The sequence below is a fragment of the Luteimonas huabeiensis HB2 genome (assembly GCF_000559025.1).
In the GTDB taxonomy this organism is placed as follows: domain Bacteria; phylum Pseudomonadota; class Gammaproteobacteria; order Xanthomonadales; family Xanthomonadaceae; genus Luteimonas; species Luteimonas huabeiensis.
This window is the reverse complement of sequence record NZ_JAAN01000034.1, coordinates 1-16,594: the sequence shown is the minus strand read 5'-3', so window position 1 is coordinate 16,594 and position 16,594 is coordinate 1. Positions and strand designations below refer to the sequence as shown.

The 16,594-nt window shown below is 74.2% G+C and carries 13 protein-coding genes and 2 pseudogenes; 12 read left to right on the top strand and 3 right to left on the bottom strand.

Annotation, left to right across the window (positions count from 1 at the left end; all coding sequences use genetic code 11):
* Positions 1 to 39 precede the first annotated feature (39 nt).
* Positions 40 to 825, bottom strand: a complete 786-nt coding sequence (locus Z164_RS0114375; protein WP_024891383.1) for a DUF2884 family protein — start codon at positions 823 to 825, stop codon at positions 40 to 42.
* Positions 826 to 909: 84 nt separating this feature from the next.
* A complete protein-coding gene (gene hemN, locus Z164_RS0114370) occupies positions 910 to 2,319 on the bottom strand; it encodes an oxygen-independent coproporphyrinogen III oxidase (RefSeq protein WP_052338462.1) in 1,410 nt (469 codons plus the stop codon).
* A 73-nt stretch (positions 2,320 to 2,392) separates the two neighbouring features.
* On the opposite strand from hemN, the gene gspE reads away from it, so the two are divergent.
* The 12 genes and pseudogenes from gspE (at position 2,393) to Z164_RS0114310 (ending at position 15,099) form a co-directional block, all read left to right on the top strand.
* On the top strand, positions 2,393 to 4,177 hold the full coding sequence (gspE, locus tag Z164_RS0114365; RefSeq protein ID WP_081770193.1) for a type II secretion system ATPase GspE: 1,785 nt from the start codon (positions 2,393 to 2,395) through the stop codon (positions 4,175 to 4,177).
* Positions 4,174 to 5,391 carry a type II secretion system protein XpsF gene (xpsF, locus tag Z164_RS0114360; RefSeq protein ID WP_024891380.1) on the top strand — a complete coding sequence of 406 codons (1,218 nt, stop codon included), beginning with the start codon at positions 4,174 to 4,176 and terminating at the stop codon, positions 5,389 to 5,391. Before gspE ends, xpsF begins: the two co-directional genes overlap by 4 nt.
* A 4-nt stretch (positions 5,392 to 5,395) precedes the next feature.
* On the top strand, positions 5,396 to 5,878 hold the full coding sequence (gspG, locus tag Z164_RS0114355) for a type II secretion system major pseudopilin GspG (protein ID WP_024891379.1): 483 nt from the start codon (positions 5,396 to 5,398) through the stop codon (positions 5,876 to 5,878).
* Between the two features lie 3 nt (positions 5,879 to 5,881).
* Entirely contained in the window at positions 5,882 to 6,352 is a 471-nt protein-coding gene (gene xpsH / locus Z164_RS0114350) for a type II secretion system protein XpsH (protein WP_043690240.1), read from the top strand.
* Positions 6,353 to 6,360: 8 nt separating this feature from the next.
* Entirely contained in the window at positions 6,361 to 6,783 is a 423-nt protein-coding gene (gene xpsI / locus Z164_RS0114345) for a type II secretion system protein XpsI (RefSeq protein WP_024891377.1), read from the top strand.
* On the top strand, positions 6,780 to 7,457 hold the full coding sequence (locus tag Z164_RS0114340; RefSeq protein WP_024891376.1) for a prepilin-type N-terminal cleavage/methylation domain-containing protein: 678 nt from the start codon (positions 6,780 to 6,782) through the stop codon (positions 7,455 to 7,457). The genes xpsI and Z164_RS0114340 overlap by 4 nt, the downstream gene beginning before the upstream one ends.
* Positions 7,454 to 8,344 carry a type II secretion system minor pseudopilin gene (locus Z164_RS0114335; RefSeq protein WP_024891375.1) on the top strand — a complete coding sequence of 297 codons (891 nt, stop codon included), beginning with the start codon at positions 7,454 to 7,456 and terminating at the stop codon, positions 8,342 to 8,344. Before Z164_RS0114340 ends, Z164_RS0114335 begins: the two co-directional genes overlap by 4 nt.
* A gap of 132 nt (positions 8,345 to 8,476) precedes the next feature.
* Entirely contained in the window at positions 8,477 to 9,664 is a 1,188-nt protein-coding gene (locus Z164_RS0114330) for a PilN domain-containing protein (protein WP_024891374.1), read from the top strand.
* Positions 9,651 to 10,265 carry a type II secretion system protein GspM gene (gene gspM, locus Z164_RS20670; protein WP_043690238.1) on the top strand — a complete coding sequence of 205 codons (615 nt, stop codon included), beginning with the start codon at positions 9,651 to 9,653 and terminating at the stop codon, positions 10,263 to 10,265. Before Z164_RS0114330 ends, gspM begins: the two co-directional genes overlap by 14 nt.
* A 670-nt stretch (positions 10,266 to 10,935) precedes the next feature.
* Positions 10,936 to 13,158: pseudogene (gene gspD / locus Z164_RS0114320) on the top strand (type II secretion system secretin GspD); the annotation flags it as partial.
* Between the two features lie 103 nt (positions 13,159 to 13,261).
* Positions 13,262 to 14,098: pseudogene (locus Z164_RS20665) on the top strand (glycosyltransferase family 2 protein); the annotation flags it as partial.
* A gap of 146 nt (positions 14,099 to 14,244) precedes the next feature.
* The gene (locus Z164_RS0114310) at positions 14,245 to 15,099 is read left to right on the top strand and encodes a glycosyltransferase family 2 protein (protein ID WP_024891371.1); all 855 of its coding nucleotides are present in this window, start codon (positions 14,245 to 14,247) and stop codon (positions 15,097 to 15,099) included.
* Positions 15,100 to 15,287: 188 nt separating this feature from the next.
* Here Z164_RS0114310 and Z164_RS0114305 read toward each other — a convergent pair whose 3' ends face one another.
* Entirely contained in the window at positions 15,288 to 16,430 is a 1,143-nt protein-coding gene (locus Z164_RS0114305) for an IS481 family transposase (RefSeq protein WP_024891370.1), read from the bottom strand.
* Between the last annotated feature and the right edge of the window lie 164 nt (positions 16,431 to 16,594).

Here is a 16,594-nt window from a genome sequence, read left to right as displayed (position 1 = left end):
TCCTTAAGATACAAGGGCTGCTTTCGGGCGACGTCGCCGTCAGCGCGCCGCGGTGCCTGCGTCGGCGATCCGCGGCGGGTCGATCTCGAACAGGCGCAGCGGGGCGCCGTCGTCCAGGCGCAGGTCCAGCGAGCGCTGCAGCGCGTCCAGGGTGCGCAGGCGGCCGCACAGGGCGCGGGCGTGCGTCTCCAGCGTGCCTTCGCGCGCGGCGATGTCGCGCTCGAGCTGCGCCTCCATCTTCTCCATCCGCCGCTCCAGCCGGCCGGCGCCGCCGGTGAAGGCCATCCACAGCGCGCGCGCCGGGGTGATGCCGGCGGCCATCGATTCCGCCGCGGCCTCGATCTCCGCCTCGAACGATTCGCCGAAGGCGTCCGGGTCCCAGGTGCCGCGGCCCAGGCTCTCGTCGATACGGACCAGCGCGCGCTCGCGCAATGCGCGGAACCCGCGCGCCTGGCGCTCGCCCGACAGCGCGCGGGCGGTGTGCTCGAGGGCATCGAAGGCGATGTGCACGCTCTCGCGCGCGATCGCTTCCACCTCCGGCAGCAGGCCGCGCGCCTGCGCCTCCATCGCGCGCAGGCGCGCGGCGTCCTCGGCGCCGACCTCGCGGCGCGCGCCGTCCAGCCACAGCGCGCCGTCGCGGATCTCCACGCGCCGCGGGCGCGCGTCGTCGCCGTCGAGCCGGATCCCGGCCGCGTCCACGCGCAGCGCGTAGGGGGTCTCGATGTTGCAGTCCTGCGTCGGCGCATCGCTGGCGGCGGCGGACGGCGCGAGGACGGGGGCGGCGATCAGCAGGCCGGCGAGCAGCGGGGCGGCGAGGCGAGGCATGGGCGCGGTTCCTGCGGAGGACACGGCCAGCATCGCGCCCGCGCGGCGCCGGGCCACGGCCCGGAAGTCATGCCGTGACGATGGTCATGCCGCGCGCTGCACCGGGGACGCCGCCGCGGCCCCGGTCGCCGCGGGCGCGGCGGCGGGCAGGTAGCGATCGAAGCACATCGCCACCGTGCGCAGCAGCAGCCGCCCGCGCGGCGTGGCCTCGATGCGATCCTCGCCGACGACGACCAGGCCGTCGTCGGCCAGCGGGCGCATCCGCTCCAGCGCCTGCGCGAAGTAGTCGGCGAAGACGATCCCGTGCTCGGCCTCGACCGCGCGCGGGTCGATGCGGCCGTGGCACATCCACTGCTGGATGACCGCCGCGCGCAGGATGTCGTCGTCGTCCAGGCGCAGGCCGCGCCAGGTGGGCAGCCGGCCGGCGTCCACGCGGGCCTCCCAGGCGGGCAGGTCGCGCGGGTTCTGGCTGAAGCTGTCGCCGACGTGGCTGATCGCGCTCACCCCCAGGCCCAGCAGGTCGCTGCCGGCGTGGGTGGTGTAGCCCATGAAGTTGCGGTGCAGCGCGCCGCGCGCCTGCGCCAAGGCCAGTTCGTCGCCGGGCAGGGCGAAGTGGTCCATGCCGATGTAGACGTAGCCGGCCGCGCACAGGGTGTCGATCGCGCATTGCAGCAGGCCCAGCTTGGCCGCCGGCGACGGCAGCTCGGCCTCGTCGATCCGGCGCTGGGCGCGGAACATCGCCGGCAGGTGCGCGTAGCTGTAGACCGCGATCCGCTCCGGCCGCGCGACCAGTAGGGTGTCCAGGGTGCGCCGGAAGCCGGCCAGGGTCTGCCGGGGCAGGCCGTAGATCAGGTCCACGTTCACCGAGCGCATGCCGTGGCGGCGCGCGGCGTCGATGGTGCCCAGGATCTGCGCCGTGTCCTGCAGCCGGTTCACCGCCCGCTGCACCGCCGGGTCGAGGTCCTGCACGCCCAGGCTGATGCGGTTGAAGCCGATCGCCGCCAGCGCGGCGACGTCGGCCGGCTGCACCAGCCGCGGGTCGACCTCGATCGAGAAGTCGCGGTCGGCGCGCGCGCTGAGCCCGAAGTGCGCGCCCAGCCGCTCCAGCAGGGCGCCGAGCTGGCCGGGGTCGAGGAAGTTCGGCGAGCCGCCGCCGAAGTGGACCTGGATCGTCTCGCGCGCGCGGTCGAACAGGCCCGCGGCCAGCGCGATCTCCGCGTTCAGGCGGTCCGCGTAGGCCTGGCCGCGGGCGCGGTCGCGGGTGATGACGCGGTTGCAGCCGCAATAGAAGCACGGGCTGGTGCAGAAGGGCACGTGCACGTACAGCGACAGCGGCCGCGCCGGGTCCGCGGCCTGGCTGCGCGCCGCGGCCTGGCGCAGGTCGGCGGCGCCGAAGCCGTCGTGGAAATGCGGCGCGGTCGGGTAGGAGGTGTAGCGCGGGCCGGGCCGGTCGTGGCGGCGCAGCAGTTCGAGGTCGACGAGGGGAGCGGTCATGGCGCGCAGCGTGCGCGCGGCCGGGCGCGGGCGCATTGCGCCAGATCAACGCCGAAGGTCTCGGGGCGGTCGGATGAAGCTGCTAAAGTCGCCAGCGGACGACCTAGGGACGGACAGTGGCGTGAGCGCGGTACTGCAGGATTCCGGCGCGGCCGAGGCCCCGGACGACGAGGCGCGGATCGTCGCCGCGCTGCTCGAGCGCGGGCGGCTGAAGGAGGCCGACCTCGGCCGTGCGCGGCGCCTGCACGCCGAGGCCGGCGGCAGCCTGCTGGCGCTGCTGGGCCGCCTGGGCCTGGTGTCCGAGCGCGACCACGCCGAGACCTGCGCCGAGGTGCTGGGGCTGCGGCTGGTGTCCGCGCGCGACCTGCCCGATGCGCCGCCGGAACTGGTGGAGGGCGCGCAGCCGCTGGCGCCGCGCTTCCTGAAGCAGTTCCACCTGTGCCCGGTCGGCGAGCGCGGCGGCCGGCTGCAGGTGCTGATGGCCGATCCCTGGGACGGCTACGCCCGCGAGGCGGTGGCGCTGGCCACCGGCTGCGAGCCGGAGCCGGTGGTCGGGCTGCGCTCGGAGATCGACGACCTGGTCGAGCGCTGGTACGGCCAGGGCCGCAGCGCGATGGGCGCGATCGTGGAGACCGCCGACGGCGACGCCGGCGGCGACCTCGACGACGTCGAGCACCTGCGCGACCTGGCCTCCGAGGCGCCGGTGATCCGGCTGGTGAACCTGGTGATCCAGCGCGCGGTGGAGCTGCGCGCCTCCGACATCCACATCGAGCCGTTCGAGAACCGGCTCAAGGTGCGCTACCGCGTGGACGGCGTGCTGATCGAGGGCGAGAGCCCGCCGGCCAACCTGACCGCGGCGGTGATCAGCCGCATCAAGATCATGGCCAAGCTCAACATCGCCGAGCGGCGCCTGCCGCAGGACGGGCGGATCATGCTGCGGGTGCAGGGCAAGGAACTGGACCTGCGCGTTTCCACCGTGCCCACCGCGCACGGCGAATCGGTGGTGATGCGCCTGCTCGACCGCGAGACGGTGGTGTTCGACTTCTACCGGCTGGGCTTCACCGACGAGTTCCTGCCGCAGTTCCGCAAGGTGCTCGAGCAGCCGCACGGCATCCTGCTGGTGACCGGCCCGACCGGCTCGGGCAAGACCACCACGCTGTACACCGCCCTGAGCCAGCTCAACACGCCCGACGTCAAGATCATCACCGTCGAGGATCCGGTCGAGTACCAGATCGAGGGCATCAACCAGATCCAGGCCAAGCCCGCGATCGGCCTGGACTTCGCCAATGCGCTGCGCTCGATCGTGCGCCAGGACCCGGACATCATCATGATCGGCGAGATGCGCGACCTGGAGACCGCGCGCATCGCGATCCAGTCCGCGCTGACCGGTCACCTGGTGCTGTCCACCCTGCACACCAACAACGCCGCCGGCGGCATCACCCGCCTGCTGGACATGGGGGTGGAGGACTACCTGCTGACCTCCACCGTCAACGGCATCCTCGCCCAGCGCCTGGTGCGGCGGCTGGAGCCGTCGCACGCGCAGCGCTACGAAGCCTCGCCGGAGGAGATCGAGAAGTTCGGCCTGCGCCGCTTCGTGCCCGAAGGGCCGGTCCACCTGTACCGGCCGCGCGCTTCCGAGCTGGCGCCCACCGGCTACCTGGGCCGGACCACGATCGTGGAGTTCCTGGTCATGAACGACGCGCTGCGGCGCGCGGTCATGCGCCACGCCGGCATGGGCGAGCTGGAGCAGCTCGCGCGCGAGGCCGGCATGCGCACCATGTACGAGGACGGCATCGTCAAGGCGCTGCGCGGCGAGACCACGATCGAGGAAGTGCTGCGGGTGACGGAGGAGGCATGACCCTCTACCGCTACAAGGCGCTCAACGCCCGCGGCGAGGTGCTCGACGGGCAGATGGAGGCCGGCAGCGAGCACGAGGTCGCGCAGCGCCTGCAGGAGCAGGGACACCTGCCGGTGGAGGCGCGGCCGGCCAGCGAGGGCGGCGGCGCGCCGACGTGGCGCACGCTGTTCCGGCCCAAGCCCTTCGGCGGCCAGCGGCTAGTGCAGTTCGTCCAGCAACTGGCGACCCTGCTGGCGGCCGGGCAGCCGCTGGACCGCGCGCTGACCATCCTGCTCGACCTGCCCGACGACGCCGCGGCGCGCAGCACCCTGGTGGACGTGCGCGATGCGGTGCGCGGCGGCAGCCCGCTGTCGCAGGCGCTGGAACGGCAGCACGGCACCTTCTCGCGGCTGACGGTGAGCATGGTCAGCGCCGGCGAGGCCGGCGGCAGCCTGCACGAGACCCTGCAGCGGCTGGCCGACTACCTCGAGCGCAGCCGCGCGCTGCGCGGGCGGGTGATCAACGCGCTGATCTACCCGATCATCCTGCTGCTGATGGTCGGGCTCTCGCTGCTGTTCCTGCTGGGCTACGTGGTGCCGCAGTTCGCGGCGATGTACGAGAGCCTGGACGCCGAGCTGCCGTTCTTCACCCAGCTGGTGATCGGCGCCGGCACCCTGGTGCGCGACTGGTGGCTGCTGCTGGTGGCGCTGCCGGCGCTGGCGCTGTGGTGGTTCGACCGCCGCATGCGCGATCCCGCGTTCAGGCTGCGCTTCGACGAGCGCCTGCTCGGCGTGCGCATCGCCGGGCCGCTGGCCGCCAAGCTGGAGACCGCGCGTCTCGCGCGCACCCTCGGCACCCTGCTCGGCAACGGCGTGCCGCTGCTCGCCGCGCTCGGCATCGCCCGCAACGTGCTCGGCAACCGCGCCCTGGCCGCCGACGTCGATGCCGCCGCCGAGGAGGTGAAGGGCGGTGCCGGCCTGTCCATCGCGCTCGCGCGCGGCAAGCGCTTCCCGCGGCTGGCGCTGCAGATGATCCAGGTCGGCGAGGAATCCGGCGCGCTCGACGCCATGCTGCTCAAGACCGCCGACACCTTCGAGCAGGAAACCGCGCAGGCGCTGGACCGCATGCTCGCCGCGCTGGTGCCGACGATCACGATGGCGCTGGCGACGATCGTGATGGTCGTCATCCTCGCCGTGCTGATCCCCATCTACGATCTCACCAACGTCATAGGCTGAGCCCATGGATTCCCGACCCGATCTCCCACGCCTCCCCATCGCCGCGACGCCCCGCGCGCGCGCGCGTCTTGCCCCGTCCGGTACGCGGCGTGCCCGCCAGGGCGGCTTCAGCCTGATCGAGATCATCCTGGTGGTGGTGCTCATCGGCGGCATCGTGGCCTTCGCCGCGACCCGCATCCTCGGCGGCGGCGACCGCGCCCGCGTCAACCTGGCGCGCGCGCAGGTGCAGACGCTGGCCGAGAAGGTCGAGAACTACCGCATGGACACCGGCCGGCTGCCGAACGCGCTCGGCGATCTGGTGACCCAGCCGGGCGACGCGCCTGGCTGGCTGGGGCCCTACGCCAAGGCGGCGGAGCTCAACGATCCCTGGGGCACGCCGTTCGAGTACCGCGTGCCGGGCGATGGCCGCCCGTTCGACATCGTCAGCCTGGGCGCCGACCGCGCCCCCGGCGGGGACAGCGTCAACGCCGACATCCGCGTGGAGTAGGCGATGCCGGGGCCGCGCCGCGCGGCGCCGGCCGCGGGGTTCTCGCTGATCGAGATCCTGGCGGTCGTCGCGTTGATCGCCGTGGCCAGCCTGCTGGCGGTGGGCGTGTTCGGCAACGGCATCGAGCGCATGCAGCTGCGCTCGGCGGTCCGCGAGGTCGCCGCCAACCTGCGCCACGCGCGCGCGCTGGCGATCGCCACCGGCCGCCCCCAGACTTTCGCCATCGATCCCGCCGAACGCACCTGGCGCGCCGGCCCCGACCGCAGCGGCCGCCTGCCCGAACGGCTGCGGGTGGAATTCACCGGCGCGCGCGAGGTGCAGCCGCGCCCGGGCGAGGGCGCGATCGTGTTCTTCGAGGACGGCGCCTCCACCGGCGGGCGGGTGAGCCTGGTCGCGGCGTCGGCGCGCTGGAACGTGGACGTGGCCTGGCTCACCGGCGAGGTGCAGGTGCACCGGGGCGAGGCGCGGCGGTGACGAGGGCGATGGGCCGGCAGCGCGGCTACACCCTGATCGAGGTGCTGGTCGCCTTCGCGGTGCTGGCGCTGGCGCTGGCGCTGCTGCTGGGCACGCTGTCGGGCGGCATCGGCCAGGTGCGCTGGGCGGCGGACGCGGGGCGCGCGGCGCTGCACGCGCAGTCGCTGCTGGCCGACGTGGGCGTGGGCGAGACCCTGCAGCCCGGCCGCAGCGAGGGCGTGTTCGACGAGGGGCGCTACCGCTGGTCGCTGGAGGTCGCGCCGTGGACGGACCCGGCATCGGCGCCGGCCGCCGCGGTCGATCCCTTCGCGCCCACGCTGCTGGCGCTGCGGCTGACCGTGCTGTGGGGCGAGGGCGGGCCGCGCGAGCGGCTGCAACTGGAATCGCTGCGGCTGGTGCAGCCGGGCGACCTCGGCGGGGTGTCGCCGTGACCGCGGTTCGGCGCCCGGCGGGCGGCACGCGCGCGCGCCAGCGCGGCTTCACCCTGCTGGAGGTGCTGCTGGCGACCGCGCTGCTGGCGGCCGGCCTGGCGCTGGGCTTCGCCACCCTGCAGGCGTCCACCGCCACGGTCGAGCGTGGCGAGACCCTGGCGCGCGACAGCGAGCGCATGCGCGCGGCCTCGACCTTCCTGCGCCGGCGCCTGTCCGGCGCGCTGCCGATGGCCTTCGAGCACGACGCGCAGACCGGCCTGGCGCTGCGCTTCGACGGCGAGGCGGACCGCATGCGCTTCGTGGCCGAGCTGCCGGACTACCTCGGCCGCGGCGGTCCGTCGCTGCACGAGCTGAGCGTGCGGCGCGACGGCGATGACCTGCAGCTGGCGGTCGCCTTCACCAGCGTGGTCGGCGGCGCCGCGTTCGACGAGCGCCAGCCGCACCCGCCCGAGCCGCTGGCGCGCGGGCTGCGCTCGGTGCGGTTCAGCTACCGCGGCATCGACGCCACCGGCGCGCCCACCGCCTGGCTGGAGCGCTGGGCCGGCGCCGACGAGCTGCCGCTGCAGGTGCGCATCGAGATCGCCGACGCGCGCGGCGCCTGGCCGCCGCTGCTGGTCGCGCTGCCGCAGGGCAGCGGGCGGATGACCGCCAGCGCCGGACCGGCGACGCCATGAGGCGCGGCGCGCTCCATCCGCGCGCCCGCGGCGCCGCGCAGCTGCTGGTGCTGTGGCTGATCGCGCTGCTGACCGCGCTGGTCGGCGCGTTCGCGCTGTCGGCGCGCATCGAACACCTGCAGGGGCGGGTGCTGTACCAGGGCGTGGCCGGCGAGCAGGCCGCGCGCGCCGGGCTGGAGTACGCGGTGGCGAGGATGCTCGACCCGGTGCCGGAACGGCGCTGGCTGCCCGACGGGCGCGAATACGCCTGGCGCTTCGCCGGCGCCGACATCGCCCTGCGCCTGGTCGACGAGTCCGGCAAGGTCGATCTCAATGCCGCACAGCAGCCGTTGCTGGCCGCGCTGCTGCGCGCGGTCGGCGCCGAGCAGTCGCAGGCCGAGCGGCTGGCCGGCGCCATCCTCGACTGGCGCGACCCGGACGATCTCGGGCAGGCGCTGGACGCGGCGGAAGACCCGCAGTACGCCGCCGCGGGACTGCCCTACGGCGCCAAGGACGCGCCGCTGGAGAGCATCGGCGAGCTGCAGCAGATCCTCGGCATGACGCCCGAGCTGTACGCGGCGCTGCTGCCGCACGTGACCGTGCATTCGGGCCTGGCGATGCCCGATTCGCGCTTCGCCGGCGCGCCGGTGCTGCAGGCGCTGGGCATGGACCCGGAGCAGGCGCTGCAATCGCGGCGATCCGCGCCGGGGCTGCCGGTGCCGCCGGAACTGCTGGGCGGCGGCACCGGCACGTATAGTATCGACAGCCGCGCGCGGCTGGCCGACGGGCGCGAGGCCGTGCTGCAGGCGGTGGTCCGCGTGGGCGGCGGCATCTCGCCCGGGGCCGCGTACACGATCCTGCGCTGGAAGGAAGGAGCCTCCGCATCCGATGCATCGTCCGGACCCTGACGCCCCGGCGCGCGCGATCGGCAACCGCGCCGCAGTCGACGCGACACCGCTTGGACGTACACTTCGGCGGCACGGAGCGCGCGACGGCGCGCGCCCGCCGCCGGGGATCTTCGCAATGATGCGCTGCAGCTGATGGCCGCCACCGACGACATCGCGCCCGCTCCGGGGTTGGGGCGGCGCCTGGGCGAGGCGCGCGCGCGGCTGTGGCCCGGCGCGGTGTCCGCCTGGCGCTGGTGGACCGGCGCGCTGGCCAGCTGGCTGCCGCTGCGCATGCGCGAGCGCCTCGGCCTGCTGCCGCAGCGCCTGCTGCTGCGCCGGCAGGGCCCCGGGCTGGCGCTGGCGCTGGAGCGCCCGGACCAGCTGCGCGCGCTGGCGGTGCTGCCCTGGCACGAGGAGGCCCCCGACGCGGGCGCGTTCGCGCGGGCGCTGACCCCGGCGCTGGCCGAACTGCCGCGCTGGCTGGTGCTGCCCGCGAACGCCGGCCTGCGGCGGCCGCTGCGGCTGCCCGGCGCGGCCGCCGAGCGCCTGCGCGACGTGGTGGCCTTCGAGATCGACCGGCAGACGCCGTTCGCCGCCGCCGACGTGGTGTTCGACGCGCGCGTGCTGGCGCGCCGCGACGACGGCCAGATCGATGCCGAACTGGTGGTGGTGCCGCGGCGCACCCTGGACGAGGCGCTGGCCGCGCTCGGCGGCGTCGCCGACACCCTGGCCGGCGTGGACCTCGACGACGGCCGCGGCGGCGCGCTGGGCATCGACCTGCTGCCGGCCGGGCGCCGCCGCCGGCGCAGCGATCCGTGGGGCCGCTGGAACCTGCTGCTGGCCGCGATCGCGGCGCTGGCGCTGGCCGCCGGCCTGTGGCAGATCCTAGACAACCGCCGCGCCGCCGCCGACGCCTTCGAGCGCGAGTCGCGCCCGCGCATCGAGCAGGCGCGCGCGGCCTCGGTGGAACGGCAGCGGCTGGTCGATCTGATCGAGGGCATGCGTTACCTGGAAACCCAGCGCGCCGGCCGGCCGACCATGGTCGAGATCCTGGACGAGATCACCCGCCGGCTGCCCGATTCGACCTATCTGGAGAAGCTCGCGGTCGAGAACGATCGCCTGCTGCTGATCGGGCTGAGCAACGAGGCCTCGGCGCTGGTCGGGCAACTGGAGGGCTCGCCGCTGTGGCGTTCGCCGGCGCTGACCGGCGCGCTGCAGCCCGATCCGCGCAACCGCCGCGACCGCTTCACCCTGACCGCGGAACTGGCGGTCGCCGCGCCGGCGCCGGCCGCCGGCGCCGCGCCGCCGCAGACGCCAGGAGCCCCCGATGCGGACGGCTGAGGCCAGCGCGCGCGACCGCTGGATCGCGCTGGGCATCCTGCTGGGCCTGCTGGCGCTGGCCTACCTGCTGCTGGTGCACCCGTGGTGGACGGTGCCGATGCGCGAGGCGCAGGCGCGCATCGACGCGCTGCAGCAGCGCGACCTGCGCGCGCGCGCGGCCCTGCAGCAGCAGCCGCAGATCCAGCAGCGCATGGCCGAGGTCGCCGAGCGCTACGCGCGTACCCCCGGCTTCCTGCCCGAGCGCAGCCCGGAACTGGCCACCGCCGCGCTGGTGCAGCGGCTGGAGGCGACGGTGGCCGAGGCCAGTCCCGGCAACCGCAGCTGCGCGATCATCAACCGTTCGCCGATCGCCGGCGGGCGCCAGCAGGAACGCTTCCCGCGGGTGGTGGTGCAGGCGCGCATCCGCTGCGGCTCACCGGAACTGGCCGCGGTGCTGCACGCGCTGGAGAGCGGCGTGCCGCGGCTGTTCGTGGACAACCTCAACATCCTCTCGCAGCGCCATTTCATGGCCGCCGAGAGCCCGGAGCAGGGCGTCGGTCTCGACGTCAGCTTCGATCTCTACGGCTACCTGCAGCCGCCGGAGGCCGCCGATGCGCCTTGAGGGAGTCGGCGCCACCACCGGCCTGCTGGCGGCGACCGCGCTGTGGGCGGTGCTGGTCTGGGTGCTTGCGCTGTTCGGGCTGGCCGGGCGGGTGGCGCCGCTGCCCGACGACCCGAGCCTGGCCCAGGCCCTGCCCGACGCGCCCGAACCCGCCGCCGAGCGGCTGGGGCCGCCGACCCAGTACGCCGAGATCGGCGAGCGCCCGCTGTTCGCCGAGGACCGGCGCCACCGCCCGTTCCTGATCGACGGCAACGGCGAGGAGGTCGCCGCGCCGACCTTCGACCTGGTGCTGACCAGCGTGCTGATCGCGCCCCCGCTGCAGATGGCGATCGTGCAGCCGCGCGACGGCGGCGAGCCGCTGCGCGTGCGCGTGGGCGAGTCGCCGCGCGGCTTCGGCGGCTGGACGCTGAGTTCGGTGGCGCCGCGCAGCGCGCGCCGCCCCCGCCGCAGGCCGTCGCGCAGGCGCAGGCGCAGGATGCCGCGCGCGGCGCGCAGGCGCAGGCGTCCGCGCAGGCCGCGGCGGACGCCGCCGCGGCCGCCGACGGCGCGCAGCGCGCCGAACCCAGCCCCGAGAGCCAGGCCGAGGCGATCCGCCGCCGCATCGAGGCCCGCCGCGCGCGCCTGCGCGCGGAACAGGCCGCCCAGCAGCAGAACCCGTAGAGTGCCCGCAATGACGCGAACCTCCCGAGCTCCCTTCCTCCACGCCCTGGCGATCGGGCTGCTGGCGACCCTGCTGGCCGCCTGCGCGACCGCGCCCATGCCCGACATCCGCCGGGACGGCGCCGCGGTGCCGCGCGCGGCCGCCGCCGTCGAGCGCGAGCCGCTGGAGGAGGACGATCTCGGCCCGCGCGCGCAGATCCGCCGCGGCACCCAGCAGACCATCAACCGCTCGGTGGCCGCCTCGGCGCCGCCCAACCTGGCCGGCACCTCCGGCGAGGCGACCTTCAACTTCGAGGGCGAGTCCGTGCACGCCGTGGTCAAGGCGGTGCTGGGCGACATGCTGGGGCAGAACTACGTGATCGCCCCGGAAGTGCAGGGCACCGTGACCCTGGCCACGCCGCGCCCGGTCAGCCCGGCGCAGGCGCTGAGCCTGCTGGAGATGGTGCTGGGCTGGAACAACGCGCGGATGATCTACAGCGACGGCCGCTACAACATCGTGCCCGCCGACGGCGCGCTCGCCACCGGCGCGGTCGCCCCGCGCACCGGCGGCGCCGCCACCGCGCGCGGCTTCGAGGCGCGCACGGTGCAGCTGCGCTACATCTCCGCCACCGAGATGGAGAAGGTGCTCGAGCCCTACGCCCGGCCCAACGCGATCGTCAACGTCGACAACGCGCGCAACGTGATCACCGTGGCCGGCACCCGCGGCGAGCTGGAGAACTACCTGCGCACCATCGAGATCTTCGACGTCGACTGGCTGGCCGGCATGTCGGTGGGCGTGTTCCCGCTGGAATCCGGGCGCGCCAGCCAGGTGGTGGCGGACCTGGAGAAGGTCTTCGGCGAGGAGAGCAACTCCCCGGTCGCCGGCATGTTCCGCTTCCTGCCGCTGGAAGGCGCCAACGCGGTGATGGTCATCACCGCGCAGCCGAGCTACCTCGACGAGATCCAGCGCTGGCTGGAGCGCATCGACGGCGCAGGCGGCGAGTCGCGGCTGTTCTCCTACGAGCTCAAGTACATCAAGGCGGCGGAGCTGGCCGAGCGGCTGGCGCAGGTGTTCGGCGCCGGCGGCCGCCGCGGCGGCGAGGGCGGCAGCGCCTCGCTGATGCCCGGCACCAGCCCGATGGGCCTGGGCGGGCAGAACCTCGACGAGCGCCGCGACGGCGCCTCGCTCACCGGCAACGACGGCATGAGCGGCGGCGGCAGCGGCTTCGGCGGCACCAGCGGCGGCTTCGAGGGGCAGATGTCGCTCAACCCGCAGCAGCAGGGCACCGCCAGCGTGACTCTGGAAGTCGACGGCACCCAGGTCGGCGTGTCCGCCGTGGACGAGACCAACACCTTGCTGGTGCGCGCCACCGCCGGGGCGTGGAAGTCGATCCGCGAAGTCGTCGACCGGCTCGATGTGATGCCGATGCAGGTCCATATCGAAGCGCAGGTGGCGGAGGTCGCCTTGAACGGCGAGCTGCGCTACGGGGTGAACTGGTTCATCGAGAACGGCGGGCAGCAGGAGTTCGGGCTGCCGAGCCTGAGCCTGCGCGACAACCCGTTGCTGCCGCGGCAATGGAGCACCTTCGGCGGCAACATCATCGGCTCGGGCGAGCGGCGCGGCGTGTCCTGGACGCTGTTCAAGAACGATGCGGCCGCGATCATCTCCGCGCTCGACGAGGTGACCGACATCCGCCTGCTGCAGACGCCCTCGGTCTTCGTGCGCAACAACGCCGAGGCGACCTTCAACGTCGGCAGCCGCATCCCGATTTCCTCGGTCAGCGTGAATCCGATCTTCGGCAGCACCGACAACGCGATCAGCCAGGTGCAGTACATCGACACCGGCATCATCCTCAAGGTGCGGCCGCGGGTGACCAAGGACGGCATGGTGTTCCTGGACATCGTGCAGGAGGTCAGCTCTCCGCTGAGCGAGCGCGACGCCAACGGCAACGTCCGCATCGACACGCGCCGGCTCAAGACCGAGGCGGCGGTGCAGACCGGCGACACGGTGATGCTGGCCGGCCTGATCAGCGACCAGAACGAGCGGGGGTCCACCGGGCTCCCGGGCCTGAGCCGCATTCCCGTCATCGGCGCCCTGTTCGGCCAGCAGCGCAACCGCAACGAGCGCACCGAGGTCATCATCCTGCTGACCCCGACCATCGTGCGCGACCCGCTGGAAGCCCGCCGCCTGACCGACGAGTACAGCCGGCGCTTCCAGGCGCTGGAGCCGCTGCGGCAGCAGGAGGCCCGCCAGGCGGAGCGCCAGCGCCGCCAGGCCGAGCGCGAAGCGGCCGACGCGGCGCGGCGCGGCGAGCCGGCCGGGGCCGGGACCGACGGGGTGGAGTGACGCGCGCGGCATGAGTCCATCGCCGCCCATCGTCCTGCTGCCGCTGGGCGCCGACGACGACGCCCTCGACGCCTGCCTGGCCGCGCTCGACGCGGGCACGCCGCCGGGCACCCGGGTGTGGCTGGCCGACGACGCCTGCGCCGGCCCGCGCGGTCTGGCCATCGTCGAGCGCTGGCTGGCCGGCACCGCGCTGCAGGCCGACTACAGCCGCCGCCAGCGCGGCATCGGCGAGGTCGCCCACCTCGACGAGGCACTGGCGGTCTGCGGCGAGGCCGACGTGGCGGTGCTGGCGCCCGACGCGGTGCCGGCGCCGGGTTGGCTGACCGAGCTTGCGGCCTGCTTCGAGCGCGACGCCTCGATCGCCACCGCCACGCCCTGGTGCAACGCCGGCGAGTCCGCGGCCTGGCCGCGCATCGGCGAGATCTCGCCGGTGCCCGACGACCTGGCGCGGCTCGGCGCCGCCTGCCGCGGCCTGCCGCCGCTGCACCCGGAACTGCCGGCCGCGGTCGGGCACGCGGTGCTGCTGCGCGGCAGCGCACGGCGTCGCGCCGGCGGGCTGGACGCGTCGAGCTACGCCTCCTGGTACGCGGCGCTGATCGACCTGTCGCTGCGGCTGTCGGGCCTGGGCTGGCGCAACGTGCTGTGCGAGACCGCGTTCGTCGCCCGCGGCGGCGAGGGCGGCCCGGCCGACGGCGACCTGCCCGCGCTGGCCGCGCGCTGGCCGGACTGGCACGCGCGCATCGCCGGCTTCCTGATGCGCGACCCGCTGCACGAACCGCGCGCGGCGCTGCGCGCGCGCTACCACGCGCTGGAGCGGCCGCCGGCGCAGCACGAGCTGTTCCAGGCGACCCCGGCAGCCGAAGGCGGCCCACCCTCGTCCCGCTCCCGTTCCGCGGCACAGGAGGAGGCCGCCTGCGGTGCAGGCGATGGGGCGCGGGCAGGCACCGTCGCGCCCGGGCCCGGCGACGCTTCGCCCGGCGAGGACGCGCCCCGATGAGCGCGAACGTCCCCGATGCCGCCGGCGGCATCGCCGCGGTGGTGGTGACCTACCAGAGCGCGTCCACCATCGGCGAATGCCTGGAGCGGCTGCGCGCGGCGGCCGGCGTGACCCAGATCCGCGTGGTCGACAACGGCTCGCGCGACGGCACGCTGGCGCTGGTGCAGCGCCACGCCAGCCTCGATCCGCGCGTGCGCTTCATCGGCAATCCGGACAACCCCGGTTTCGCGGTCGCCTGCAACCAGGGCGCGGCCGCCAGCGACGCGCCGTGGCTGGCCTTCGTCAACCCCGATTGCCTGCCCGGCGCGGACGCGCTGGCGCGGCTGCGCGAATACGCCGCCGCGCAGCCGGCACCGGCGTTGCTGGGCGCCGACCTGGTGGACGAGGCAGGCGAGCGCGACGGCGCCGCGCGCCGCCGCGACCCCGACTTTCTCGCCATGCTGCGCTCGCCCGCCGCGCGCCGGCTCGATCTGCCGGTGGACACGCGCGTCGCGCTGCAGCCGGTGGACGCGGTGTCCGGCGCGCTGATGCTGATGCCGCGCGCGCTGTTCGCGCGCATCGGCGGCTTCGACACCGGCTACCGCCTGCATGCCGAGGACCTCGACCTGTGCCGGCGCGCGCGCGAGGCCGGCGCGCTGCTCGCGGTCGCCAACGACGTGCGCGTCGTGCATGTGCGCGGCGTGTCCAGCCGCTCGCGGCCGCTGTTCGTCGAATGGCACAAGCATCGCGGCCTGTGGCGCTATTTCCGGCGCTTCGAGGCGCCCCGGCGCAGCCCGGCGCAGCGCGTGGCGGTCTGGCTGGCGATCTGGTTGCGCTTTCCGCTGGCGGTCCTGCGCCAGGCCGCGCGCTGAGGCGGATTGAGCGCGTAAGGGCGATCCTTCCCTAGCCTGCGGAACCCATGCTGTCTTTCCATTCCCCCGCACGCGGGGAGCACTCTGTTTTCCCTTCCCCCGCAAGCGGGGAGCACTCTGTTTTTCCCTTCCCCCGCTGTATAGACCGGACACAAGGTGGACACCTGTTCGGAGACATGGTGGACAGGTCATGCGAGGGCTCGCCCCGCGTTCACCTGTCCGGTCGCGAGGTCGATCCTGGCGATGCGGCAGGTGCTCCAGTAAACCTCGTACTGCCCGTCCACCCCGGTCGGACGGATCGCGACGCGCTCGCCCACGAACGCCTTGCCGACCCGCCAGGCTTCTCTCCGCCAGCTGATGCGGCCATGCGCATGCACGGTCCGCACGACGTCGCCATTGCCGTATTCAGGCGGGGCCGGATGCTCGATGTAGTCGCGCGAACTGGGGCGATAGCGGTTGCTGGGCACGTCCATGCCCAGCGACTCGTGCGGGCGCTGCTGGTTGTAGAGAGTCCGCCAGCCATCGAATGTCCGCTGGGCGCGGTCGAGATCGATCAGGGGCGTGAGCTGCAACACCTCCACGTCGAGCGTGCGATGGAAGCGTTCGTCCTTGCCCTGGGTCTGCGGATGGAACGGCCGCGAATGGCCGACCCGGATGCCCTGCCGCATCAGCCACAGGTCGAGCCGGGTGTAGTGCATGCCGTCGGCGCCCCAGGGCGCGCCGTTGTCCATGGTCATCCGTGCCGGCAGCCCGTAGCGCCGGAACACGGCGATCAGGTGCCCGATGACGGTCTCGCGCGTCTCCTCGCCGCAGGCCTGCAGGGCCAGGGCATAGCGGGAGTGGTCGTCGAGCACGGTCAGGGGATGGCACCGCCCCCGAAGCATCGGGACATGGCCCTTGAAGTCCATCTGCCACAGATCGTTGGGCGCGGCATGCTCGAAGCGCTGCCAGGGCCGGGCCGCCTGCGAGGCGGCCGGCGAGATCAGGTCGTGACGCCGAAGCACGGCATGCACGGTGCTGACCGCCGGCATCGCATGGCCCAGCACCTCCAGCCGGCGGGCCAGCTTCCGCGCGCCCCAGGCCGGATGCTGCGCACGCAGCTTCACGACCTCGGCCTCGACGTGCGCCGCACAGCGCCGGGGCGTGGTCTGCGGCCGTCGGGAACGATCCGACAGCGGCTCGCCCGAGCGCGCCCGCTCCAGCCACTTGTAGCCCGTCGTGGGGCTGATCCCGAACCGCCGGCACAGCTGCCGGACGTTGGCGCCCTCCTGCTGCGCCAGCCGGGTGAACTCCTCTCGTAACGCCATCGTCGACACCTCCTGCCACGGCATCGCCCGCTCCTGTCGGACCAAATGCCAAGCTTGAATGTGTCCACCATGTCCCCGAACACCCGTCCACCATGTATCCGGTCTATACACCCGCAAGCGGGGGAAGGTGCCGAAGGCGGATGGGGGCAGGCAGCAGGCGCCCAGAGAGCCCTTGTATCTTAAGGACT